Origin of the sequence: Aquabacterium sp., assembly GCF_049317225.1 — a bacterium.
GTDB lineage: Bacteria > Pseudomonadota > Gammaproteobacteria > Burkholderiales > Burkholderiaceae_C > Aquabacterium.
The window spans coordinates 130,550-154,187 of the sequence record NZ_JBMOIR010000002.1 but is presented as its reverse complement, the minus strand read 5'-3'; the positions used below and the strand labels follow the sequence as shown (position 1 = coordinate 154,187).

The following is a 23,638-nucleotide window of genomic DNA, read 5'->3' as shown; positions in this document are numbered from 1 at the left end:
GCATCACAGCGCCGCCATGACTCGCCCCAATATCGCCAAGCCTTCCTGCACTTCTTCGGGCGTGCTGTTCAGTCTGGGCATCAGGCGCAAACAATGCGGGCGCGCGGCATTCACCAGCAATCCTTGTTGACGGCATTGCCGCACCACTTCTGGCGCTGTGTCAGCGCCCAACTCCAAAGCCCAGAGCAAGCCATCTCCGCGCACTTGGCCCAGTCCATGGCGGGCTGACAGATGCATCAGACCGGATGCAAGCAACCGGCCCATCTCATCCACGTGCGACAGGAATGCAGGCTGGCTGACCGTCTGCAACACGGACAGGCTGGCGGCACACATCAATGGATTGCCAGCGTAGGTACCGCCCTGATCCCCGGCTTCAAACACGCTGCAATGCTGCTGGGTCAGCACTGCAGAAATGGGCACCCCGCCGCCAAGGCCCTTCCCCAGGGTCACGATGTCGGGCGTCACGCCATAGCGCTGAAACGCAAACATGCTGCCCAATCGACCGCAACCGGTTTGCACCTCATCCAGGATCAACAACAGGCCATGCTCATCGCACAGCTGACGCAGCGCCTGCAAAAACGCGGGCGTCGCCGGACGGACACCTGCCTCGCCTTGCACAGGCTCCAGCATGATGGCCACCGTCCGGTCATGAATCAGCGCACGCACTGATGCCAGGTCATTCAGACCCGCCTTGACAAAGCCCGGAAGGTTGGGCGGAAACAGCTGATCCCAACCGGCTTTACCGCTGGCGGCCATGGTGCCGAGATTGCGACCGTGAAACGCGTTGTCAAAGGAGATGATTTCAAACGCACAATGCCGTTGCAGTCGCCCCCACTTGCGCGCCAGCTTGATGGCGCATTCGTTGGCCTCGGCACCCGTGCTACCAAAGTACACCTGATGCATGCCACTGAGTTGGCACAAGCGATCTGCAAGCAGCAGCGACGGCTGGTTGTGCAATGCCGGACTCGGCGTCAACAACAAGCCCGACTGTGTCGCCAGCGCTTGCTGAATCTCCTTCGGACAATGCCCCAAGGCATTCACCGCCCAGCCTTGCAACCAATCCAGATAGCGCCGCCCCGCCGCATCCCACAACCACGCCGCCTCGCCACGCACAAACACCTCGTGGGGGCGTTGCACGATGGGCATGAGTCGATCAAACATGTGCGCGGGTTGTGGCTGAGGCTGCATGACAGGGTCCTTTCAAAAGTGACGCAGCAAAAACAAAAAAGGCCACAGCGGAAGCTGTGGCCTTTCGGGGAAGAAAACAGTTGGTGAATCGAGTCTAGGTCAACGTTCTCTCAATCCAGGCGCACAGCAGCAAGCCACGGGCTCGTGCAGCTCGTGGGGCTCGCGCAGCAGAAATGAGGGAAAAACGGAAAGACATGTCCCACATGCTACCCGAAGTCAGGCGGTCCGTGCACGCATGGCTCGGCGATAGCGCCAATTGCGCCAGCCCTTGTCCAATTGCTCTGCCAGCAGTGCTTTCCATGGCGCCACATCCGGATTGGTCGGAATCCTGCGACTCAGGCGGCGGAACTGGTGCTTCACCATCGCCATGTAAGCCACCGATGCCAGCACCTTGTTTTTCAAGGTGATGGGGCGCAAGGCAGGCGCATCGTCTTGCCCGGCCTTCCATGCATTGGGCAAATCCGGTTGAATCGCCAGCGCCGTGGCCATGCCCACCACATCCACGCCACTGCCGAGCACTTGCATCACAACCGGAAGGCGACGAATCCCTCCCGTGACCATGACAGGCATCTGTGACACAGCGGCGATGTCTTTCGCAAACTCCAAGAAGTACGCCTCACGCGCCAACGTGCGACCGTCACGGGCCTGCCCATGCATGGCTGGCGCCTCGTAGCTACCGCCCGAAAGCTCGATCAGATCGATGCCCAAGGGATTGAGCATGGCCACCACCGCCTTGGCATCGTCAGCGCTGAACCCACCCCGTTGGAAATCTGCCGAATTGAGCTTGACGGACACAGCGAACGTCGGGGCGACCGAGGCACGCACCCCCTGCACAATCTCCAACAGCAGACGTGCTCGGTTGGCCAGGCTGCCTCCCCACAGATCGGTGCGGTGATTGCTCAATGGCGACAGGAACTGGCTGAGCAAATAGCCATGCGCCGCATGAATTTGCACGCCCGTGAAGCCAAATTTTTCAGCCAGTCGTGCAGCACCAATGAAGCGTGCTTTGACATCCTGAATGTCTTGCTCCGTCATCGCCTTCGGCGGGGCAAATTGCTTCGAAAAGCCCCCCAGGTCCATGGCCACTTCAGAGGGCGCGAGCGTCACTTGCTGCAGTGCCGCAGGCATCTGTCGCCCAGGGTGGTTGATCTGCATCCACACCTGCGCCCCCTGTGCGCACGCTGCCTGAGCCCAGGCTCGAAAGCGCGGCGCGAACTGTTCAGAATCCAGCACAACGCCGCCGGAGTTGGTCATGGCACGGTGGTCCACCATGACGTTGCCCGTGATCAGCAGCCCTGCACCACCTGCGGCCCACGCTCGGTACAACTGGATCAGGGCATCAGACGGAGCATGGTCGCCATCAGCCATGTTTTCTTCCATCGCAGCCTTGGCCAGACGATTGGGAAGCGTGCTGCCATTCGGCAACGACAAAGGGGAAAAGGGGCTCATCAAAAGGTCTCCTGGATCATGGAGACCTCAGCATAAGTTTCAAGTCAACTTCAATGTCAAGCCCACTGCCACCCTGCCTCAACCCCCAGCCTTCATGTCGAGCATCTCACCCGAAGCAAGCCACCTGACCCCGTGGGCGCGAGGCACCCAATGCGTCAAGGCACGCGCAACAGCCTCTGGCCCAATCGGGCGATAGGCGCTCGGCACCCAGCGTGCCACACCCGGTAGCAGCTTGGCTGAGAGTCGCTCGACCCAGCTTTCAGCACGCCCCTCGTCCCCGCGCGTCCCTAACAACATCGAGGGCCGCGCAATCACCAAAGCATCGAAAGGCAAGGCGCGCAGAGCGGTTTCGATCTCACCTTTGACCCGGTTGTAAAAGAAGCGGGAGGTGGTCGCCGCATCCACGGCGCTGACCAAGCCCGCCCTTTTGGCACCAGCAGCCAATGCGGCCTGCGCAGAGACGTACACCGCATCAAAATCAACCGCACGAAAGGCGGCATCACTTCCGGCCAGACGCATGGTGGTCCCCAAGGCCAAGTACACCTCGTCCACAGCCGGCACCGACGCCACCTTGGAGAAATCCGTCAGGATCGGCGTCAGCTTGTGGTGCTCGATCGATGGCGCCCGGCGCCCCAGGGCATACACATGCGAAACCGATGCATCCGCCAACAGCTGCGCCAGGATTTGTTTGCCGACGTGCCCGGTGGCACCTGCAATCAAAATGCGCCGAGAGGAACCAGTCATCACTCACCTTTCCAAGACCCACACCAGTCTACCGACCGCCGTCCCTTGCATGTCAAATGCCCGGTGGCACGGTCGGCATGCAAGTTGACTCTCAACCTAACTTGAAGGTTAAAGTGTGGCGAGGCCACGCCCGCGCCCCGCGCGCCTCGGCTCAACATGGAGACGCCAATGCGAATCGGAGAACTCGCCAAACGAAGCGGCCTGACGACATCGACCATCCGGTTCTACGAGTCCAAAGGCCTGCTGAATGCAGTCAGTCGTCAAGAAAACGGCTATCGCGCGTACCCGCTGGAAGCCGTGGCCGTGCTGGCCATCATCACCAATGCCCAACAGACCGGTTTCAGTCTGGACGAAATCAAGCAGATCCTGCCCGACGATTTACGCAATTGGCACCATGACGAATTGATCGCAGCGCTCCGCAAGAAAATCGCCGACATCGAATCGATGGAGGTTCGCCTGGCTCAAAACAAAGCCAATCTGCACAACCTGCTGCACCTGATCGACACCAAGCCGGAGGATGTGGCGTGCCAAGACAACGCGACCCGGGTGCTGGAACAGATGGGCATTGCCATCGGCCAGAAACCGCGCTGACCGCGCGTCAGCGGCCACGTGCGCGCAACCACGTCTCCACGTACAGCGCTTCAACCTTGGCCCGCGCCCACGGCGTGCGCCGCAGGAACTTCAAGCTTGATGACACGCTGGGGTCATGCGTGAAGCAGCGAATCGGGATCAAGTGCCCCAACTCAGCCCAGCCATAGTGGTCGGCCAAACATTCGACCATGTGCTGGAGCGTGGCCCCATGCAGCGGGTTGTCAGGTTGATGATCCACGCCCGCTCACTCCACCGTGACCGACTTGGCCAAATTGCGTGGCTTGTCAACGTCCGTGCCCTTGGCACAGGCTGTGTGATACGCCAGCAATTGCAGTGGCACCACGTGCAGGATGGCTGACAGGGCACCATAGTGCTCGGGCATGCGGATGACGTGGATGCCTGGCTCGGCCTGGATCTGCGTGTCCGCATCGGCGCACACATACAACTCGCCGCCGCGTGCGCGCACTTCCTGCATGTTGCTCTTGAGCTTTTCCAGCAGGACGTCGTTGGGCGCCACGGTCACCACGGGCATCTCGGCCGTGACCAGTGCCAGCGGACCGTGCTTGAGCTCGCCTGCGGGATACGCCTCGGCGTGGATATAGCTGATCTCTTTGAGCTTGAGCGCACCTTCCAGCGCAATCGGGTAGTGCAGACCACGTCCCAGGAACAAGGCGTTTTCCTTGCGGGCAAAAGCTTCTGCCCAGGCCACAACCTGAGGCTCCAGCGCCAGCACAGCTTGCAAGGCCACGGGCAAGTGGCGCATGGCGCTCAAATGCTGAGCCTCTTGCTCGGCACTCAAATGCCCCCGCAATTTGGCCAGGGTCAGGGTCAGCAGAAACAGCCCCGCCAACTGGGTGGTGAACGCTTTGGTCGACGCCACGCCAATTTCAGCGCCAGCACGGGTCACGTAGGACAACCTGCACTCGCGCACCATGGCCGATGTCGACACGTTGCAGATGGTCAGCGTCTGCTCCATGCCCAAGCTGCGGGCATGCTTGAGTGCGGCCAGGGTGTCGGCGGTTTCACCCGACTGACTGATGGTGACCACGAGCGTGCGAGGGTCCGGCACGCTGTCGCGATAGCGGTACTCGCTGGCAATTTCAACCTGCGTGGGGATCTTGGCAATGGATTCCAGCCAGTACTTCGCAGCCGAGCCTGAGTAGTAGCTGGTGCCGCAGGCCAGGATCAGCACACGGTCAATCTGCTGAAAGACCGCTTCGGCGCCTTCCCCGAACAGCGTGGGCGTGATGGCCTCGACCCCCTCGAGCGTGTCCGCGATCGCACGCGGTTGCTCGAAGATTTCTTTTTGCATGTAGTGGCGATACGGCCCCAACTCCACGGCACCACTGTGCGCGGTCACCGTGCGCACCGGGCGCTGCTCGGGCTCCACACGCACGTGTTGGCCATCCGCACTGCGGTGCTCAATCCAGTGGCGTCCCGGCTGCAGGTCCACCACGTCACCTTCTTCCAGGTACACGATCTGGTCGGTCACGCCGGCCAAGGCCATGGCGTCGGACGCCAAAAAGCGTTCGGTGCTGTCCGCACCACCCACACCCATGATCAAGGGCGAGCCTTGGCGGGCGCCGATCACACGTTGCGGCTCATCTCGATGGAACACGGCAATCGCATAGGCCCCCGTCAGACGCTGGGTAGCCGCCTTGACCGCCGCAAACAGATCGCCGTCGTACAAGTGATCAACCAGATGCGCTATGACCTCGGTGTCCGTCTGGCTCAGAAACACATAACCCTTGGCTTGCAGTTCCCGGCGCAGTTCTTCGTGGTTCTCGATGATGCCGTTGTGCACCAGGGCCACGCGTCCGGGCTTGGTCTGCGCCGCATCGGCACCCGGGCCATGAGAAAAATGAGGGTGCGCGTTGTGCACGGCCGGCGCACCGTGTGTGGCCCAGCGTGTGTGGGCAATGCCCAGCGTGCTTTGCACGCCTTCAGTCGTCGCCTGGGCATCCAACTCCGCCACACGCTCGGTGCTGCGGGTGCGACGCAGTTGCCCGTCTTGCAGCACGGCCACGCCGCAGGAGTCGTACCCCCGGTATTCCAGGCGCTTCAGGCCTTCGACCAAAACGGGAACGATGTTGCGCGAACCAACGGCGCCGACGATGCCACACATGCTGCTGTCTCCACAGATATCAAGCGGTAGGTGAGCATCCTAGAACAGCCATCAAGAATGAACCGCTCATATTTATTGCAAAAATGAATGATTTATTCACCAATCATACAAACCAAACAATTCATTTCAAATTCAATGAAATAAGGAATAATTCTTTCATGACCATCCAAAACGCTACCGAACTGGACGCCATCGACTTGAAACTGCTGACCCTGCTGCAGCAAGACGCAACATGGTCTCACCAGGCGCTGGCCGATCAGGTCCACATCTCACCTGCTACGTGTCACCGGCGCATCAAACGATTGCGCGACGAAGGCTTCATCGAACGACAGGTGTGCATCCTGTCGCCCCACCGGTTGGCGCAAACCATGGGATGGGGGCTGACGGCCCTGGTTGAGATCAGCCTGGATGTTCAGACACAAGAGGTGCTGGACGCCTTCGAGGCCCGCGCCGTGGCCGATGCCGAAGTTCAGCAATGCTGGCGGGTGTCCCCCGGTCCGGACTTTGTGCTGGTGGTGCAAGTGCGGGACATGCCGGCCTATCAGGCTCTGGCCCACCGCTTGTTCACGCAAGACGCCCAGGTGCGCAATGTGCGCGCCTTCTTCTCTGTGAAGCGCGCCAAGTTCGGCACTCAGATCCCGATCGCCTGACGGGCCTCAAGGCTTGGCATCGGGCGCCAGCGGGTCTACCAGTTTGGCGTCGGAACGCAAGGGCAAGGGCTTGCCGTCCAGAGGATGATGCCTGGTGGCTGCCAGACCGTAGCCGCGCATGGCGGGCGGCGCTTCGGCCGGTGCCGCGCGAGCATCCAGAGAAGGCAACACCTTCAACAGTTCCTCATCAGACATCCGGGACAACTCCTCCACCGTCGGACGACGCGAGGCGCCCCCTGGGGAGACCTCTCGATCGGGCGGTGCGCTGCCATCTGCCACACGTACACGCTGCGCCGGCTCAACAGGCTGAGGCGGAAACGGTGTTGACATGACCGCATCGTCTCCTTGAGACGCACCGGAGGCCAAGGGCGGTGGTCGCATGGCATAGTGATCTGACAGGGCCTGCTCCATTTGGTGCGACGACACCAAGTGCCAGATCAGCGACACGATGGCCATGGTCAGCAGTGCACTCACGCCGCCCACAAAAACGACCACGCGCTTGCTGGGTGGCCAAGCGGCTTCGGTCGCGACCATCTCTGGCGTGATCCAATCCAGATCCACCCGGGCTGCGCCCGCGTGCGCGCTCGACGCCTCACCCGCATCAGTCGGGGCGGCAGCGTCACTGGCAGAGGCCCGCCACGGCATGAGCGTCGCGTCATATTCGCGGCGCAATTGCGGGTCGATCAGGGTTTCATAGGCGGTGTTGAGCGCCGCCATTTGTTCGTGCCACTCGTCTTGCGGGCCCGTCGGCGCCCCGGACGCCTGGCGATCCGGGTGCAGCTTGCCTGCCAACGCCCGATAGGCAGCACGGACGACCTCTGGCGGGGCGTCCTGTGCAACTTTCAGGCGTTCATAGTGGTTCATGCGGCCATATTAGCCGCTCAGCGCTTCACCTTTTGCGGGCGCTGCCACCCATTCAGGGAGACTTGTTTGGCTCGCGCCACGGTGAGTTGCCCGGCTGGCGCATCCTTGCTGATCGTGCTGCCACCACCGATGGTGGCGCCGTCGCCCAGGCTGATCGGCGCAATCAGCACGCAGTTGGAACCCACGTGCACATCGTTGCCAATGACGGTGCGATGCTTGTTCGCCCCGTCGTAATTGGCCGTGATGCTGCCGGCGCCGTAGTTGACACGCTCGCCCACATCGGCGTCACCCAGATACGCCAGGTGGTTGGCCTTGGCACCATCGGCCAGGGTGGAGTTCTTGACCTCCACGAAGTTGCCGATGTGCACCCCTTTGCCCAGCTTGGCACCAGGGCGCAGGCGCGCAAAGGGCCCGATCAAGGCGCCCTCGCCCACGCTGGCTCCTTGGGTGTCGCCATCAATGTGGGTGAAGGGGTGGATCACCGCGCCACGGGCAATGGTCGCATTGCGAATGACACAGTTGGCGCCAATCTGCACCTCATCACCCAAGGTGACCTGACCTTCGAACACGCAGTTGACGTCGATGTCCACATCCTGACCGCACTTCAGGGTGCCACGCAGGTCAAAACGGGCCGGATCGGCCAGACGCACGCCCTGCTCCATCAGGCGTTCGGCCTGCACACGCTGGAATCGACGCTCCAAGTCTGCCAATTGCGCAGGGCTGTTGACGCCCAGCACCTCCACCTCGTCACGGGGCTGCGCGGCCACCACGCTCAGACCTTCTGCCTGGGCCATGGCCACCACATCGGTCAGGTAGTACTCGCCTTGGGCGTTCTTGTTGTCCAGACGCGCCAGCCATTGCTTCAAGCGCGCCGTGGGCGCCGCCATCATGCCGGTGTACACCTCGTTGATGGCGCGCTGCTCGGGCGTGGCGTCTTTGTGTTCGACGATGCCCAGCACCTTCACGCCCGTGTCATCGCGGACGATGCGGCCATAGCCCGTGGGGTCTGTCAGGTTGATGGTCAGCAGCGCCAGCTTGTCACCGCCGCAGGCATCCACCAACGCTTGCGCCGTGCTGGCATGGATCAGCGGCGTGTCGCCATTGAGGATGAGGGTGATGCCATCGTCCGGCAGCACGGGCACCGCTTGTTGCACCGCGTGGCCGGTCCCCAACTGGGGCTCCTGACGCACGAACTCCAGCGGCGCCTCGGCAAACGCAGATTTCATGGCGGACTCAACCATGTCGGCACCATGGCCCGTGATCACCACCTGGCGATCGGCCTGCAACGTGCCTGTCGTCCCGATCACATGGTCGAGCATAGGGCGCCCGGCCAGCTTGTGCAGCACCTTGGGACGCGACGATTTCATGCGGGTGCCTTTGCCCGCAGCCATGATGACGATGGAAAGCGACATGAACTGCCTGTTTGGAAAAGAGGGGATCAGTCCTGGCCCTGACGGACCGGGACGGTGATGGTACGCGGACTCACGGCAGGGCCCGGAAAGTCTTTGAGCGCCGCATCAAACAAGGGGGTCAGCAGTTGTGCACTGACGGAACCGAGCCGGTCATGCGTGGCATGGGTTTCGTACAGGACGGCCCCGGTGCGACGATCGCGGATCAACACGTCCACCTGCATGTGCACCCAGTTGGGCTCCATTTGCATGCTCATGGACACGCCGCCACCGCCCGTACCCCAAAAGCCCCCCCAGCCAAATCGGCCAAAGGGCCCCCAGAACGGATCGTATTGCGGGCGCGGGTCCTGACGGGTTTGAGATCCCAGTTGCACGCTGAATGCTGCTTGCTCCGGTGCATCGACCCGCTTGAACCCGGCTGCAGTCAAAGCCGGTTGCGCAGCCGCCTCCAAGGTGTCCTGCCATTGCGGCTGGCTTTGCTGCGAGGGCAATCGCTCGAACACATAGGTGCCCGGTGCGCGCCCTGCAGGCCAGGCACCGTAACTCGACACTTGGCTGGTGATCGCCTGCGGGCCGGCACAACCGGCCAACCACAGCGCACTCAGACACCACAGTCCAGCCAGCAGCCAGCGCTTCATCTCACACCGCCTTGCGAATGGGAATGGCGCTCAGGGGCACCGAGGTTTCGGCTGGCAACCCGTCAGATGGATCGCCGCAGCCTTCGTCTTCGTCAAACGCGATGTCGCCGCCCTTCATGGGTACGCCCGTGGCCTTGATGGTGGTGAAGGGGTAGAGCTTGCGGTCCATCATGTGCGACGGAATGATGTTCGACAGCGCGGTGAACATGTTGTCCACGCGGCCGGGGAATTTCTCATCCCAGTCGTTGATCATCTCGCGCATCTGCTGACGCTGCAGGCCTTCCTGGCTACCGCACAGGTTGCACGGGATGATGGGGAACTGACGGTGCTCGGCGTAAGTGGCCAGATCCTTCTCACGGCAGTAGGCCATGGGTCGGATCACCACGTGTTCACCGTTGTCGGTCACCAGCTTGGGCGGCATGCCCTTGAGGGTCGACCCAAAGAACATGTTCATGAACATGGTCTGCAGGATGTCGTCGCGGTGGTGGCCCAGTGCAATCTTGGTGCACCCCAGTTCGGTGGCCACGCGGTAAAGGATGCCGCGGCGCAGGCGCGAGCACAGCGAGCAGGTGGTCTTGCCCTCGGGCACGACGCGCTTGACCACGCTGTAGGTGTCTTGCTCTTCAATGCGGAAGGGCACGCCCACCTTGGTCAGGTATTCGGGCAGCACATGCTCAGGGAAACCCGGCTGCTTCTGATCGAGGTTGACCGCCACGATCTCGAACTTGATGGGGGCCCGCTTTTGCAGGTTCATCAGGATGTCGAGCATGCCGTAGCTGTCTTTGCCGCCCGACATGCACACCATGACCTTGTCGCCGTCTTCGATCATGTTGAAGTCGGTGATGGCCTCGCCCACTTGGCGGTGCAGGCGCTTGCTGAGCTTGTTCATCTCGAAGGCGTGCTTTTTGGCGCGCGCTTCTTCGGCCGCATCGGCCACGGCGTCAGGCCCACCGGCCTCCATGACCAGGGCGGCTTGGGCGAACAGCAGGGCGTCGTCAACCATGCGGACCTCCTGGTCAGGGGACACAGCACTCAGATGGGACTCTTGGAAAGTGGGGGCGGCTTGACTCATAGCCTTCCATTTTCGCCGATCTGGTGGTTGAGGGCCAGATTTCCCCCCTCAGTCAGGGCAGATTGCCCCGTGCATATGCCTCAGATCACCGAGGCCACGGAGCAGAAACTCACCATTGGCCGGTTTCCATGTGGATGGCCACTTCGCAATCGTCAAAGATTTCGAGTTTGGCAATGCGCACACGCACGCCTTGCACGCCAGGCAGATCCATCAGCCGGTTGCACAGTTTGCCGATCATGGTCTCCAGCAGGTTGATATGCTGAGCCGTGCACTCCTCGATGATGATGGCACGCACGCGGCGGTAATCCAGCACGTGCATCAGGTCATCGTCTTTGGGCAGCAGGGGCTGACTGCCCATATTGAGTTCGGCATCCACCAGGATGGGCTGGGGTGCGGTTTTTTCGTGCTCCAACACCCCCAGGCTGGCGTCAAAACGCAGGCCGGTGAGGTTGAGGGTCTGCGTGCCTTTGGTCAGAGACATGGCTGGGGGTCTTTCATTCGGAATACTTCAACGCCCACCCCGGCACAGTCGGGGTAGACATCAGGTTTGCAGGTGGACAGGCGCACGGCACGCACGCTGGGATGCTGAATCAGTTCGCTGACGAGGTCGTCACACAGAGTCTCTTGCAACTCCACATGACCGGCATGGACGCGACGGGCCACCACCTGCCTCACAAAGTCGTAGTCCACCACTTCGTGCAACTGGTCGGCCGTGGGGGTGGACAGGTGATAGGGCACGAACAACTCGATGTTGAAGATCACGCGCTGGGCGCACGCCTTCTCGAAATCGTGCGCGCCAATGCGCACCTCGATCACGTGATCGCGCAAAAAAATGCGGCGACACGTGAGCAACAGTTGGGTGATGAGGTCAGCTTGCATCGCCAGCTTTCAAGAGGTCTTGCACCACAAACATGACGTCTCGGGGCAGCGGCACGAGGTGCTGCCCGTTGTCCACCGCCAGGGTCACCCCCGTGATGCAGGGATTTTGGGCGAGAAACAGGCAGGTCTGCGCCACTTGAGCCGGGTCGGTTGGGCGGCGCATGAGGTTGACCTGGCCTGCACGGTCAAAATTCTCTTGCGTTTGCGGGCCGCTGAGGAACATCAAACCCGGCGCCACCCCGCACACGCGCACCGCTGGCGCCAGGGCCTGCGCTTGCAAGGCCACCGCGCGCTCCAGCGCCAACTTGGTCACCGTGTACGAAAAATAATCGGGATTGAGGTTGAACACCTTCTGGTCGAGCACGTGGATGACGCAGCGCGACCCCGTGGGCTCGCCCGCTGGTGCCGCTTGCGCCACCAGAGCCGATAGCGCCAGCGGCGCCACCAGATTGACCTCCAGCTGCGCACGTGTCGAGGCGACATCGAAGTCGTCGGCTGCATCAGGCTCGAAGCTGGACGCGTTGTTGACCAAGGCATGCAGGGCACCCGCCTGCGCCGTGATGTCGGCCACCATGCGCTGGCGATCGGCCTGGTCGTGCAGGTCGGCCTGGATCGCTTGCGCCCGCCAGCCTTGCGCACGCAGCCTCGCGCACAAGGCGAGTGCCGACTCGGCCGAGCGGTGGTAATGGCACCAGACCTCCCAGCCGGCTTGCGCGAACACCTCGCACAGCACAGCGCCCAGTCGGTGCGCCCCGCCGGTGATGAGCACCCGCCGAGCTGCGGCATCCGGGGGCAAAACCTTGTTCGACTCTTGCGTCATGTCCGAACTTTCTGCGACAAACCTTCCACGTTCCTACAATCTCGGGCATGAACCGCCCGACGACAACGGGCCACAGTGTAGTGGCCGCCCCCCTGCCCCCTCATCCTCTGGCCGACCTGATTGCGCACGAAATTCGTGAACGCGGCGGATGGATGCGCTTTGAACGCTTCATGGAACTGGCGCTGTACGCCCCCGGACTGGGTTACTACAGTGGTGGCCGCCGGGTGCTGGGCCACGCGCCACAGGACGGTTCCGACTTCGTGACCGCCCCCGAGTTGACCCCCTTGTTCGGCGAGGTGCTGGCCAAACAGTTGGCCCAGGCCCTGGAGGCCACTGGCACCGATCAGATTTGGGAGTTTGGAGCCGGCACCGGCGCCTTGGCCGAACAAATCCTGGGTGAACTGGGGGACCAGATCAGCCGCTACACCATCGTGGACCTCTCCGGCACCCTGCGAGAGCGCCAGCATGAGCGCCTGCGCAAAGCGCACCCCGAACTGGTCCACAAGGTGATCTGGGCCGACAGCCTGCCCGATGACCTGCAAGGCGTGATCGTGGGCAACGAGGTGCTGGACGCCATGCCAGTGCACCTGATGGCCTGGGATGGCGCGCAGTGGCAAGAGCGCGGCGTGGCCCTGGCCCCGACAGACGGCACTGATTCGCCCACGACCTTCACGTGGGCCGACCGGCCGGCACCGGAAGGGGTGCGCCCGCCAACCGATCGCCCTGACAGCGAATTCGTGCCCGGCACCGTCACCGAAACCCACGGACAGGCCGAAGCCTTTGTGGCGACGCTGGCACAACGCATGTCACGTGGCGCTGCTTTCTTCCTGGACTACGGCTTCCCGGAATCGGAGTACTACCTGCCCCAACGCCACGGCGGCACCCTGATGTGCCATCACCTGCACCAAAGCGACCCGGATCCGCTGGTGCTGGTCGGCGATAAAGACATCACCACCCACGTCAACTTCACCGGCATTGCACTCGCTGGACAAGAAGGTGGCTGGGAAGTGCTGGGCTACACCTCGCAAGGCCGCTTCCTGACCAACTGCGGACTGGGCGAAGCCCTGGCCCGCACCTGCGATGCCAGCACGGCCGATCAACTGAAAACCCGTGGCGCCATCCAGATGCTGCTGGCCGAACACGAAATGGGTGAGTTGTTCAAGGTCATCGGCTTTGTCAAAGGCCCGTGGTTTGACGCCATCGGCTTTGAGCACGGCGACCGAACCCATACGCTCTGAACGCACACTGAGCCTGCTGCTTGCGCCAATCGCCGTCATAGGGGATCTTGAATGCAAGCCGATGGCAGAACCGGGATAATTCACCCCATGCTGCAACAACGCACCCTCAAATCTCTGACCCGTGCTGTGGGCGTGGGCCTGCACAGCGGTCAGCGCGTGGAACTGACGCTGCGCCCGGCCCCCCCCAACACTGGCATCGTGTTTCGCCGGGTGGACCTGCCCGAGCCTGTGGACATCCCCGTCAACACCACCTCGGTGTGTGACTGCCGGATGGCCACCACCATCTCGCCAGGCGGCGACCCCGGTGCAGCCAAGGTCAACACCATTGAGCACCTGATGTCAGCGTGTGCCGGCCTGGGGCTGGACAACGTGTACATCGACATCACGGCCGAAGAGGTGCCCATTCTGGATGGCTCCTCAGCCGCGTTTGTGTACCTGCTGCAAAGCGCGGGCATCGAGTTGCAGAAAGCGCCCAAGAAATTCCTGCGTGTGCTCAAGCCCATTGAAGTGCGCGATGGCGAGGGCCGCAACTTGAAGTGGGCACGGCTGGAGCCTTACCACGGCTACAAACTGGCGTTCGAGATTGACTTTGACCATCCTGCCGTGGACCAGACCGGTCAACGCGTGGAGTTCGACTTCAGCTCGGGCCAATACAAGCGCGACATCGCCCGCGCCCGCACCTTTGGGTTCACCAAAGACGTGGAATTGATGCGCTCACGGGGTCTGGGGCTGGGTGCCAGCATGGACAACGCCATCGTGGTGGACGACTACCGCGTGCTCAACAGCGACGGTCTGCGCTACGACGACGAGTTCGTGAAGCACAAGATCCTGGACGCCATCGGTGACCTGTATGTGGTGGGCTACCCCTTGTTGGCCGCGTACACCGCCTACAAATCGGGCCACGCCATGAACAACCAGTTGCTGCGCGCCCTGATGGATCAGCAAGACGCCTGGGACATCGTGACGTTTGAAGACGAGGCCAAGGCACCGCGCGGCATGGCCGAGCTGGCGCCCGCCTGGTAAGCCCACCAAGATGGCCCTGCTTCGCCTGATCGGAACCGGCTTGCTGGTGGCCATGCTGGCCTGCATGGCCATGCACCAGATCACCGGGGATGCCGTCTGGCGCCAACGCGCCAAGCAGGTGTTTCGCTGGGTGGTGGTTCTGGCGCTTTGCGTCATCGGCGTGTTCGTGCTGCGCCGCGGCGCGATGTTCATCTGAACGCTCTGACGTTAACGTCACCGCGGGATTGTCCCCAAACCCATGCGTGTTGACCCGTCCTAGCATGTCGGTCCTGAGGCCTCGGCTACCCGCTGAGGCATTTCAGGAGTAAGCATGAGCTACCGCGCGCTTTACGAGCGTTCCATCCAAGAACGCGACACCTACTGGGCCGAACAAGCGGCTCGCATCGACTGGCACCGCCCATTCGACCAGGTCTGTGACTACAACCAGCCCCCCTTTGCGAAGTGGTTTGTGGGCGGGCAGACCAACCTCTGCCACAACGCGGTCGACCGGCATCTGGCCGCTCGACCCGATCAGGCCGCCCTGATCGCGGTCTCCACGGAAACCAACACCGAAGAGATCATCACCTTCGCGCAATTGCACGTTGAAGTGCAGCGTATGGCGGCCATCCTGCAGAACCTCGGCGTCAAAAAGGGCGACCGGGTGCTGATTTACATGCCCATGATCGCGCAAGCCGTGATCGCCATGCTGGCCACGGTTCGCTTGGGTGCCATCCACTCGGTGGTGTTTGGTGGCTTTGCCAGCCACGCACTGGCCAGCCGCATCGACGATGCCCGCCCCACCGTGATCGTGAGCGCCGACGCCGGTTCACGCGGGGGCAAGGTCATTCCCTACAAGCCCCTGCTGGACGAAGCCCTGCGCGTGTGCAGCCACCCCGTGCAGCACGTGCTGCTGGTCGACCGAGGCCTGGCCCCGGCGGAGATGCAAAGCCCTCGCGATGTGGACTACGCCAGCGCACGCGCCGCGGTCCTCGACGCCCAGGTGTCTTGCGAATGGGTAGACGCCACCCACCCCAGCTACACGCTCTACACCTCAGGCACCACCGGCAAGCCCAAGGGCGTGCAGCGGGACACGGGCGGTTATGCCGTGGCCCTGGCATCGTCCATGGACCAGATTTACTGCGGCAAGCCCGGTGAAACCTTCTTCTGCGCCAGTGACATCGGCTGGGTCGTGGGGCACAGCTACATCGTCTATGGCCCGCTGATCACGGGCATGAGCACCATCATTTACGAAGGTCTGCCGATTCGACCGGATGCGGCCATCTGGTGGTCGCTGGTCGAAAAGTACAAGGTCAACGTGATGTTCTCGGCGCCCACCGCCGTGCGTGTCCTCAAAAAGCAGGACCCCGACTGCCTCAAGCGCCACGACCTGTCCAGCCTCAAGAGCCTCTTCCTGGCAGGCGAGCCACTGGACGAACCCACCGCCGCCTGGATTGGCGACGCCATTGGCAAGCCGATCGTCGACAACTACTGGCAGACCGAGACAGGGTGGCCCATTCTCAGCCTGGCGCGCGGGGTTGATCCCTCGCTCCAAACACGACTGGGTTCACCCGGCATCGCCATGCCCGGCTACCAGGTCAAGCTGCTGGATGACCAGACGGGAGAAGAACTCACTGGCGCCGACCAAAAGGGCGTGCTCACCATTGAAGGCCCTCTGCCTCCCGGCTGCCTGCAAACCGTCTGGGGCGACGACAAACGTTTCGTACAGACCTACTGGTCGACCTTCCACAACAAACTGGTCTACAACACCTTCGACTGGGGCATCCGCGACAAGGATGGCTACTACTTCATCCTGGGCCGCACCGACGACGTGATCAACGTCGCCGGACACCGACTGGGCACCCGCGAAATCGAAGAGGCCATCAGCAGCCATGCCGGTGTGGCCGAAGTGGCGGTGGTGGGCGTGGCCGATCAACTCAAGGGACAAGTGGCCCGCGCCTTCGTGGTGGCCCGAGATCCGGCCCGCGTGGCCGATGCGGCGGGCTGCGCCGCACTGGAAGCCGAAATCATGCAAACGGTGGACAGCCAGTTGGGCGCGGTGGCCCGACCGGCGCGTGTGCAGTTTGTCGGCGTGCTGCCCAAGACGCGCTCGGGCAAGCTGCTGCGGCGCGCCATCCAGGCCGTGTGTGAAGGCCGTGATACGGGCGACCTCAGCACCATCGAGGATCCGACCGCGCTGCAACAACTGCAAGCCGCGGCCACGACCTGATTGCCGGGCTCAGGCCGCCGTCTGGTGGATCACGTCCCTGACACGGGGATAGATCTCGTTTTGCCAGCGGCGGCCGCTGAACACCCCATAGTGGCCCACCCCGGTCTGGATGTGGTGGTTGCGCCAATAGGGACGCACGGCGGTGCACAGGTCTTGTGCGGCCACGGTCTGTCCCACTGAGCAAATGTCGTCTCGCTCACCTTCGACCGTGAACAGCGCAGTGCGCCGAATGGCGCTGGGGTCCACCACCGTGTCTCCGCAGGTCAGCACGCCTCGGGGCAGGTCATAGGTCTGGAACACTTTGCCCACGGTTTCCAGATAGAACTCTGCCGGCAGGTCGGCCACAGCGAAATACTCTTCGTAAAACGCCTGCGTGGTCGCGGCCTTGTCATGATCCCCCGCGGCCAAATGGGCGTACATGTCCTCGAAGGCCTTGATGTGGCGCTCGCGGTTCATGCTCATGAACGCGGTCAGCTGAACAAAGCCCGGGTACACCTTGCGCCCGGCCCCACGCTGCGGCCAAGGCACCGTGTGGATCATGTTCTCTTCGAACCAGCTCATGGGTTTGCCGGTGGCCAGTTTGTTCACCTCGGTCGGGTTGACGCGGCAATCAATGGGGCCGGCCATCAGCGTCAAACTGCGCGGCTGAGCAGGGTGAGCATCCTGCGCCATCAAGGACGTCGCCGCCAGCGCCGCCACACAAGGCTGACAAATGGCCATCAAGTGCGCGCCCGGCCCAAGCTTGTCCAGAAACTGGATGAGGTGCCGGGTGTAGTCATCCAGGCCAAACACCCCGTGCTTCAACGGCACATCCCGCGCGTTGTGCCAGTCGGTGATGAACACGTCATGGTCTTGCAGCAAGGTCTTGACAGTGTCGCGCAGCAGCGTGGCGAAGTGGCCTGACATGGGCGCCACCAGCAGCACCTTGGGCAACTCTGGGCCACCCTCCTTGCGGAAATGCAGCAAGGTGCCAAACGGCGTGCGTAACACAGGCTCTTCGTGGATGACATAGGCGCGCCCCTGACACAGGGCCTCCGGAATGCCAAACGAAGGGCGGGCATGGGTCAGCGACATGCGTGCAAACACGTCGTGGGCGGCGGCCATGCTACGTGCCAGTGCGCCACCAGCCACCAGTTCTCTGACAGACGACTGCGCGGGCCCCTCGGGCACCACCTGATGCAGCCAGTCCGCCATGCCCCGCGCCAGTTGACGCCAAGGGTCCATGGCCATGTGTTGAGCCTGATAGGTCGCGTAAAGCATGAGCGTTCCTGAGGTAGCAGCCTGTCTCATGCTGCAAGTTACGCGCCAAGTCAGCATGCCCCACAAGCAACGTGCACCGTGGCATGCAGCTTGCTCAGTGACACACAGGCCTGACACCCACCCCCTGACTCGGAGACACCATGGCCACCCTCGCCAAAGCCCCGGCGCGCAAGTCGACTCGTGCCCGCACCACAACCAAGGTCCAAGTCGATGCGCCCGCCATCCGCACCGTGGTGCCTACCACCCTCACGATCACCAGCAAGAACTACTCATCGTGGTCCTTGCGTGGCTGGCTGTTGGTGCGCTTTGCAGGCCTGCCCTTTGCCGAGCATGTGCTGCCCCCCGATGACCCCTCCACCCGCGCAGAAATCTTGCTGCTGTCATCGTCCATCCTCGTGCCCTGCCTGAGCCACGAAGGGGTCCGTGTGTGGGACACGCTGGCCATTGCGGAATACCTCAACGAGGTGTGCCCGGACGCGCACCTGCTGCCCGCAGACCGCGCGGCCCGAGCCCACTGCCGCGCCATCAGTGGCGAAATGCACTCAGGGTTCTCGGCGCTCCGGTCGTCACTGCCGATGAACCTGCGCGGCAATTTCCCCGACTTCAAAGTCTGGTCGCGCGCTCAAGCCGACATCGACCGCATCTGTGCCATCTGGCGCGAATGCCTGGACACATACGGTGGCCCGTTCCTGTTTGGTGCGCAACGCACCATTGCCGACGCCATGTATGCACCGGTGTGCACCCGCTTCAACACCTACCACGTCAAACTGGATGCCGTCTGCCAAGGCTATGTGGATCGCATCCTGGCCATGCCCGACATGAAAGACTGGATCAAGGCCGCCAGATCAGAACCCATTGACATTGATGAACTCGACGTCGAATTCTGAAGCGGCAAAGCCCGTCTTTGGCTGGTCAGGGGGGAACATTGCCGGCACAATGCAGTTTTCGATGCCCCTGTTTGCCTGACCATGAAAAAACCGCTGCCCCTGACCGACGCCGAGATCAACGAAATCGACGAATTGCTGGGCACCGTCCCGGCCCCGTTTGAAACCGTTGACGCGGTCATCCTGGACGGCTACCTGGCTGGCGTCATCGTGCAACCCGTGCTGTTGCAACCCGAAGACTGGCTGCCCCCGATCTTCGGGACCGAAGGCATGCCCGAGCCTGGCATGCCTGGCTGGTCGGTGGAACAGCACGAGCGCCTGGTGCATCTGATCACCCGTCGCAAGGATGAAATCCTGCGCGGCATTCTGGAAGACGGCTGGTTCGACCCGCTGGTCCCCATGATCGAAGACGACGACGGCAACCCCGTCGAAGGCAAGGATGCACTGGAAGGCCTGGGCTACTGGGCTGCCGGTTTCGAATGGGCGCTGGCCAACTTCCCCCAACTGGAAGAAGCCGCCCTGGCGGGCGTACCCGACCTGCTGGACTCCATCTGGCGTCACCTGCCAGAGCAGGATGAAACCCAGCAAGCCATGACCAAGGCCCTGAACGAAGAACACCCGCTCAACAACCTCGATGAAGCCATCGAGGCGCTGGTGTTCGACGTGGTGGACCTGGCGCAAATCGGTCTGGCCGAAAGCCACAAGGTCGAAACCGTGATCCGCGAGCATCCCAAGCTCGGCCGCAACGACCCCTGCCATTGCGGCAGCGGCAAGAAGTACAAGAACTGTCACGGCGCCAACTGATCGCCCTTGAACATCCAGATCTTGTCCGATCTCCATCTGGAGACGGAAGACTTCGAGCCCCAAGCGGCCCCTGACGCCGACTTGCTGGTCATCGCTGGCGATGTGGACAGCACCTGGGAAGGGCTGTCCCTGTTCGCCAACTGGCCTGTGCCGGTGCTCTACGTGCCCGGCAACCACGAGTTCGATCGCCGGGATGTGGACGAGGCCCTCATCGGGCTGCGCGACCATGCACGCCAACTGGGCCTGACCCTGCTGTCGCAGGACCACATCGTCCTGCCTGCGCCCGACGGTCGGCGCATCCGCTTTCTGGGCACCACGCGCTGGTGCGACTTCAACCTGTTTGGCGAAGCCCACCGGGCCAAGCCCATGCGGGCCGCCTCGTACTTCGTCAACGTGATGCGGGCCACCCGCTACGGCCTGCCCTTTGATCCGGAAGCCGTGCGTGTCGAAGCCCTGCAGTGCCGTCAGTGGCTGCAAGACACCTTATCGCAGCCCCCCACCCCCGACGCACCGTGGGATGCCACCGTGGTCATCACCCACTTTGGCCCCAGCCTGCGCAGCGCCGACCCCCGCTATGGCCGCCAGCCCGGCACCGCCAGCTTCTGCAACGCCGATGACGACCTGATGCCGGGCGTGGACCTGTGGCTCCATGGGCACTTGCACTGTCGGCATGATTACGTGGTGACGCACGACCGAGGTCGCACCCGCGTGGTCAGCAATGCCCGAGGACACGGTCACAAACACGAATCAGATGGCTATGACGGCCTGCGCTGCGTTCGGGTCTAGACTGTAGGATTGAAGCCCGATGGATGCATCGGCACCTTTGAGAGGACACCCATGAAGATCTTGCTCCCTGTGGATGGCAGCCCCTACACCAAGCGCATGCTGGCCTGGTTGGCCACGCACGAAGAATGGCTGAGCGGTCAGCACGAGTTCACGGTGCTGACCGTGGTGCCTCTGATCCCGCCACACGCGGCCTCGATGTTTCCGCCCGAACAGCTCAAGAGCTATTACGAAGACACGGCTGAAGGCATCTTCAAGCCCATCCGCAAGTTCACCGCCAAGCATGACCTTCGCACCGCTTATGTGGGCAAGACCGGCCATGCCCCCGACGTGATCGCCAAGTTTGCCGACAAAGGCAAGTTCGACCTGATCATCATGGGTTCGCACGGGCACAGCAACCTGATGAACCTGGTGACAGGCTCTGTGGCCACCAAAGTGCTGGCAAGCTGCAAGGTGCCCGTGCTGCTGGTTCGCTGACCGGTTGTCACACGCGCACCAAAAAGGCCCGCAACTGCGGGCCTTTGTCTGGGTACGGTGACCGTCGACATCAGGGCGCCGAAGCGACCGAGGCGGGCATCGGCGCGGAGGCGGCAGGCGTTTGCACCACCACGCCGGGCGTCAGACTGATCTCGTCCACCGGCACCACCTTGGTGATGAAGTAACGCGTGTCGCCAAAGCAACTGGTGGGCAGCCCCACCTTTTCTTCGTAGTGCAGGGACACCCGCTTGCCCATGAGCCGGTTGATGTCGGCCGCCACGGCATCATCGTGCACGGTAAACAGAAACTTCTCGGCCACCGCCCCTGGCTGCGACACCAGGGCCTGCTCCCCTTCCCAGGTCTTGCAGATCCAGCCCTTGTGCGAGAGTTTTTGCACCCAGCCGGCACGCTCACCCGTGGAATAGCTCCAATGCAGGAAAAAGCTGAACCAGCCCACCACCAGGGCCACCACGATCAACAAAGGCAAGATGAGACGCTTGAGCAACATAAAACGCTTCAACAGTGATCAATGTCGATCATGTTGACACGAAATCAAGTCGATCAATCCACCTTGAAGACACCCACGGCCTCTTGCAAACGCTGCGCCTGCTCTCGCAGGCTGGTGGCGGCCGCAGACGACTCTTCCACCAAGGCTGCATTCTGCTGCGTGACCTCGTCCAACTGTGTCACTGCGGCATTCACCTGCGAAATGCCCTGACTTTGCTGATCTGAGCTGGCGGCAATCTCCGACATCATCTGGCTCACGCGCTGCACTTGCGCCACCAGCCGATCGATCGACTGGCCCGTGCTTTCAGCCAAGGCATACCCGGCTTCCACGTTCTCCACGCTGTGACTGATGAGTGACTTGATCTCGCGCGCCGCATTGGCCGACCGCTGCGCCAAGGCACGCACCTCGGAAGCCACCACGGCAAAGCCACGCCCCTGCTCACCGGCTCGCGCTGCTTCCACCGCCGCGTTCAAGGCCAGGATATTGGTCTGGAAGGCAATCCCGTCAATCACCGCGTTGATTTCGGCGATCTTGTTGCTGGACTGCTTGATGGCCTCCATCTTGTGTACCACCTGACTGAAGGTCTCACCGCTCTCTGACGCCACCGACGCCGCCTGATTCGCCAGGCTGTTGGCCGTTGCGGCCGTGTGCGCGTTCTGGTTCACGGTCGCCGACATCTCCTCCATGGAGGACGCCGTTTGCTGCAGTGACGACGCCTGATTCTCAGTCCGACTGCTCAAGTCCAGATTGCCCTGCGCGATCTGTGTGGCCGCTGTCGCCACCGACTCGCTGGTCGCCTTGATGCCTGCCAAGGTCTGCCGCATGTGCTGGATGGACTCGGCCATGGCATGCACCATGACCCCGATCTCATCACGTTGATCGACTGCCAACTCATGAGACAAGTCGCCCTGCGCCATGGCCTCGGCCATTTCCAGCGCACGACCAATTGGGCCCGTGATGGCCCGAGCGATCACCACCACCAAGGCGATTCCTGCCAACAGCGCCACCAACATGGCCGCCAGCACGCCCACCAAAGCATTGCGCTCTGCAGCAGACCGTGCTTCGAACAGGTGATCCAGTCGGGACAACAACACATCACTGAATGCGTACTGCTGGTCGATGTAGGTCGTCATTTCTTTGAAATAACCATCTGCCGTCAGCGTGTCGAACTGCCCGGCCGAAATCCGGTTGACCAGCTTTTCCGCAGCACTCATGGCTGCATGGGCATCCTCCCAACTGGCCTTGAACGATGCGCCAGCATCCACAGAACGCGCCGAGGCTTTTTCCAGATTACGCCGCGCATCAATGGCATGCACACGAACGGCCCCAAAGGCGTTTTGCAAGGCGTTGACTTCCAGCACATCCACGCTGCGCTTGTGCACCAAAGCCGTACCTCGCGCGCGGGCCTGCCCCATCTTGTCCGTCACGCGAGGCAGATCACGCATCACCGTCAGGATCAGGTAATAGCTTTCAGCATCGGCATCGAGCGACAAGCCGCTGACTTCGGCTTCGTCATCCAGCAAGAACAACATCCGGTTGATCAGATTGTTGTGTCGCGTCACGCTGTCGGAAGCTGACACCGAGGCAGACGACACATCCTTGGCCAGGGTGCGCCACTCCTGCTGAATGCTGTCCAACTCAGCCATCACACGGGTGTGCGATTGCGCTTGCAACAGGCTGCGCGTGTCGGTCAGAGACTGCTCAATCAAGTTTTGCCGCTGTTCCCGCCCGCCCTTCATGGTGTCATTGCCGTTGAGTACGGCCGCGCTCATGCCGCGGTGCTCCTGGGTGTAACGCACCATTTTGAGCATGGCATGGACCGACGGCATGGCATCGCGTTCCTGGCGGATGACCTGCATGCTCGATACCAAGTCCTTGACCAGCACGATGCTGGGCACCGCTGCCAAAACCAGGCCCACAAGGCACAAGAGAAGCAGCTTGTGCCGCAATGGGAGGTTGGCGATCCAGGATGTCATGACGAGTACCGATTCAGAAATTGATGTCCTCATCGGCAGAACAAAATCAT

At 62.2% G+C, this 23,638-nt stretch carries 25 protein-coding genes; 10 read left to right on the top strand and 15 right to left on the bottom strand.

Annotation, left to right across the window (positions count from 1 at the left end):
• Positions 1-3: 3 nt before the first annotated feature.
• The 3 genes from ACOYNB_RS02655 to ACOYNB_RS02645 form a co-directional block, all read right to left on the bottom strand.
• Positions 4-1,188 (bottom strand): acetylornithine transaminase, encoded by a 1,185-nt coding sequence (locus ACOYNB_RS02655; protein ID WP_422837569.1) that lies wholly within the window; start codon positions 1,186-1,188, stop codon positions 4-6.
• A gap of 216 nt (positions 1,189-1,404) precedes the next feature.
• Positions 1,405-2,637: an NADH:flavin oxidoreductase/NADH oxidase family protein gene (locus ACOYNB_RS02650; RefSeq protein WP_422837568.1), complete on the bottom strand. Its 1,233-nt coding sequence runs from the start codon at positions 2,635-2,637 to the stop codon at positions 1,405-1,407.
• Positions 2,638-2,715: 78 nt separating this feature from the next.
• Positions 2,716-3,381 carry an NAD(P)H-binding protein gene (locus ACOYNB_RS02645; RefSeq protein ID WP_422837567.1) on the bottom strand — a complete coding sequence of 222 codons (666 nt, stop codon included), beginning with the start codon at positions 3,379-3,381 and terminating at the stop codon, positions 2,716-2,718.
• A gap of 168 nt (positions 3,382-3,549) precedes the next feature.
• Between ACOYNB_RS02645 and ACOYNB_RS02640 the strand changes: the two genes are divergently transcribed.
• Positions 3,550-3,972 carry a MerR family transcriptional regulator gene (locus ACOYNB_RS02640; RefSeq protein WP_422837566.1) on the top strand — a complete coding sequence of 141 codons (423 nt, stop codon included), beginning with the start codon at positions 3,550-3,552 and terminating at the stop codon, positions 3,970-3,972.
• A gap of 7 nt (positions 3,973-3,979) precedes the next feature.
• On the opposite strand, the gene ACOYNB_RS02635 is transcribed toward ACOYNB_RS02640, so the two are convergent.
• Both ACOYNB_RS02635 and glmS read right to left on the bottom strand, forming a co-directional pair.
• A complete protein-coding gene (locus ACOYNB_RS02635) occupies positions 3,980-4,210 on the bottom strand; it encodes a VF530 family DNA-binding protein (protein WP_420816315.1) in 231 nt (76 codons plus the stop codon).
• A gap of 6 nt (positions 4,211-4,216) precedes the next feature.
• Complete coding sequence (gene glmS / locus ACOYNB_RS02630; RefSeq protein ID WP_422837565.1) at positions 4,217-6,097, bottom strand: glutamine--fructose-6-phosphate transaminase (isomerizing); 1,881 nt, start codon at positions 6,095-6,097, stop codon at positions 4,217-4,219.
• A gap of 158 nt (positions 6,098-6,255) precedes the next feature.
• On the opposite strand from glmS, the gene ACOYNB_RS02625 reads away from it, so the two are divergent.
• Entirely contained in the window at positions 6,256-6,747 is a 492-nt protein-coding gene (locus ACOYNB_RS02625; RefSeq protein WP_422837564.1) for an Lrp/AsnC family transcriptional regulator, read from the top strand.
• A 6-nt stretch (positions 6,748-6,753) separates the two neighbouring features.
• Here ACOYNB_RS02625 and ACOYNB_RS02620 read toward each other — a convergent pair whose 3' ends face one another.
• From ACOYNB_RS02620 to ACOYNB_RS02590, 7 genes are all read right to left on the bottom strand, one after another.
• Complete coding sequence (locus tag ACOYNB_RS02620; RefSeq protein ID WP_422837563.1) at positions 6,754-7,611, bottom strand: J domain-containing protein; 858 nt, start codon at positions 7,609-7,611, stop codon at positions 6,754-6,756.
• 17 nt (positions 7,612-7,628) lie between these two features.
• Positions 7,629-9,023, bottom strand: a complete 1,395-nt coding sequence (gene glmU / locus ACOYNB_RS02615) for a bifunctional UDP-N-acetylglucosamine diphosphorylase/glucosamine-1-phosphate N-acetyltransferase GlmU (RefSeq protein WP_422837562.1) — start codon at positions 9,021-9,023, stop codon at positions 7,629-7,631.
• 26 nt (positions 9,024-9,049) lie between these two features.
• Entirely contained in the window at positions 9,050-9,658 is a 609-nt protein-coding gene (locus tag ACOYNB_RS02610; protein WP_422837561.1) for a DUF4136 domain-containing protein, read from the bottom strand.
• A gap of 1 nt (position 9,659) precedes the next feature.
• Positions 9,660-10,619, bottom strand: coding sequence for a tRNA 2-thiocytidine(32) synthetase TtcA (ttcA, locus tag ACOYNB_RS02605; protein ID WP_422837681.1), 960 nt, complete (start codon positions 10,617-10,619; stop codon positions 9,660-9,662).
• A gap of 220 nt (positions 10,620-10,839) precedes the next feature.
• Positions 10,840-11,211 carry a dihydroneopterin aldolase gene (locus ACOYNB_RS02600; protein WP_420816309.1) on the bottom strand — a complete coding sequence of 124 codons (372 nt, stop codon included), beginning with the start codon at positions 11,209-11,211 and terminating at the stop codon, positions 10,840-10,842.
• Positions 11,202-11,609: a dihydroneopterin aldolase gene (locus tag ACOYNB_RS02595; protein ID WP_422837560.1), complete on the bottom strand. Its 408-nt coding sequence runs from the start codon at positions 11,607-11,609 to the stop codon at positions 11,202-11,204. Before ACOYNB_RS02595 ends, ACOYNB_RS02600 begins: the two co-directional genes overlap by 10 nt.
• On the bottom strand, positions 11,599-12,429 hold the full coding sequence (locus tag ACOYNB_RS02590; RefSeq protein ID WP_422837559.1) for an SDR family oxidoreductase: 831 nt from the start codon (positions 12,427-12,429) through the stop codon (positions 11,599-11,601). Before ACOYNB_RS02590 ends, ACOYNB_RS02595 begins: the two co-directional genes overlap by 11 nt.
• A 47-nt stretch (positions 12,430-12,476) precedes the next feature.
• Between ACOYNB_RS02590 and ACOYNB_RS02585 the strand changes: the two genes are divergently transcribed.
• The 4 genes from ACOYNB_RS02585 (at position 12,477) to ACOYNB_RS02570 (ending at position 16,896) form a co-directional block, all read left to right on the top strand.
• Positions 12,477-13,667: a class I SAM-dependent methyltransferase gene (locus ACOYNB_RS02585; RefSeq protein ID WP_422837558.1), complete on the top strand. Its 1,191-nt coding sequence runs from the start codon at positions 12,477-12,479 to the stop codon at positions 13,665-13,667.
• A gap of 87 nt (positions 13,668-13,754) precedes the next feature.
• Positions 13,755-14,690 carry a UDP-3-O-acyl-N-acetylglucosamine deacetylase gene (lpxC, locus tag ACOYNB_RS02580; RefSeq protein ID WP_422837557.1) on the top strand — a complete coding sequence of 312 codons (936 nt, stop codon included), beginning with the start codon at positions 13,755-13,757 and terminating at the stop codon, positions 14,688-14,690.
• A 10-nt stretch (positions 14,691-14,700) separates the two neighbouring features.
• Entirely contained in the window at positions 14,701-14,886 is a 186-nt protein-coding gene (locus ACOYNB_RS02575) for a hypothetical protein (protein WP_422837556.1), read from the top strand.
• 114 nt (positions 14,887-15,000) lie between these two features.
• Complete coding sequence (locus ACOYNB_RS02570; RefSeq protein WP_422837555.1) at positions 15,001-16,896, top strand: propionate--CoA ligase; 1,896 nt, start codon at positions 15,001-15,003, stop codon at positions 16,894-16,896.
• Between the two features lie 9 nt (positions 16,897-16,905).
• On the opposite strand, the gene ACOYNB_RS02565 is transcribed toward ACOYNB_RS02570, so the two are convergent.
• A complete protein-coding gene (locus ACOYNB_RS02565; RefSeq protein ID WP_422837554.1) occupies positions 16,906-18,156 on the bottom strand; it encodes a polyhydroxyalkanoate depolymerase in 1,251 nt (416 codons plus the stop codon).
• Positions 18,157-18,386: 230 nt separating this feature from the next.
• Between ACOYNB_RS02565 and ACOYNB_RS02560 the strand changes: the two genes are divergently transcribed.
• The 4 genes from ACOYNB_RS02560 to ACOYNB_RS02545 all read left to right on the top strand — a co-directional run bounded on the left by ACOYNB_RS02560 (position 18,387) and on the right by ACOYNB_RS02545 (position 21,104).
• The gene (locus ACOYNB_RS02560) at positions 18,387-19,043 is read left to right on the top strand and encodes a glutathione S-transferase family protein (protein ID WP_422837680.1); all 657 of its coding nucleotides are present in this window, start codon (positions 18,387-18,389) and stop codon (positions 19,041-19,043) included.
• Positions 19,044-19,124: 81 nt separating this feature from the next.
• On the top strand, positions 19,125-19,844 hold the full coding sequence (locus ACOYNB_RS02555) for a UPF0149 family protein (protein WP_422837552.1): 720 nt from the start codon (positions 19,125-19,127) through the stop codon (positions 19,842-19,844).
• A 6-nt stretch (positions 19,845-19,850) separates the two neighbouring features.
• Entirely contained in the window at positions 19,851-20,630 is a 780-nt protein-coding gene (locus ACOYNB_RS02550; protein ID WP_422837551.1) for a metallophosphoesterase, read from the top strand.
• 51 nt (positions 20,631-20,681) lie between these two features.
• Positions 20,682-21,104 (top strand): universal stress protein, encoded by a 423-nt coding sequence (locus ACOYNB_RS02545; protein ID WP_374257485.1) that lies wholly within the window; start codon positions 20,682-20,684, stop codon positions 21,102-21,104.
• Between the two features lie 70 nt (positions 21,105-21,174).
• Here the strand turns inward: ACOYNB_RS02545 and ACOYNB_RS02540 are convergent, their stop codons facing one another.
• Together ACOYNB_RS02540 and ACOYNB_RS02535 are read right to left on the bottom strand one after the other, a co-directional pair.
• Complete coding sequence (locus ACOYNB_RS02540) at positions 21,175-21,624, bottom strand: hypothetical protein (protein ID WP_422837550.1); 450 nt, start codon at positions 21,622-21,624, stop codon at positions 21,175-21,177.
• A gap of 41 nt (positions 21,625-21,665) precedes the next feature.
• The gene (locus ACOYNB_RS02535; protein ID WP_422837549.1) at positions 21,666-23,588 is read right to left on the bottom strand and encodes a methyl-accepting chemotaxis protein; all 1,923 of its coding nucleotides are present in this window, start codon (positions 23,586-23,588) and stop codon (positions 21,666-21,668) included.
• Between the last annotated feature and the right edge of the window lie 50 nt (positions 23,589-23,638).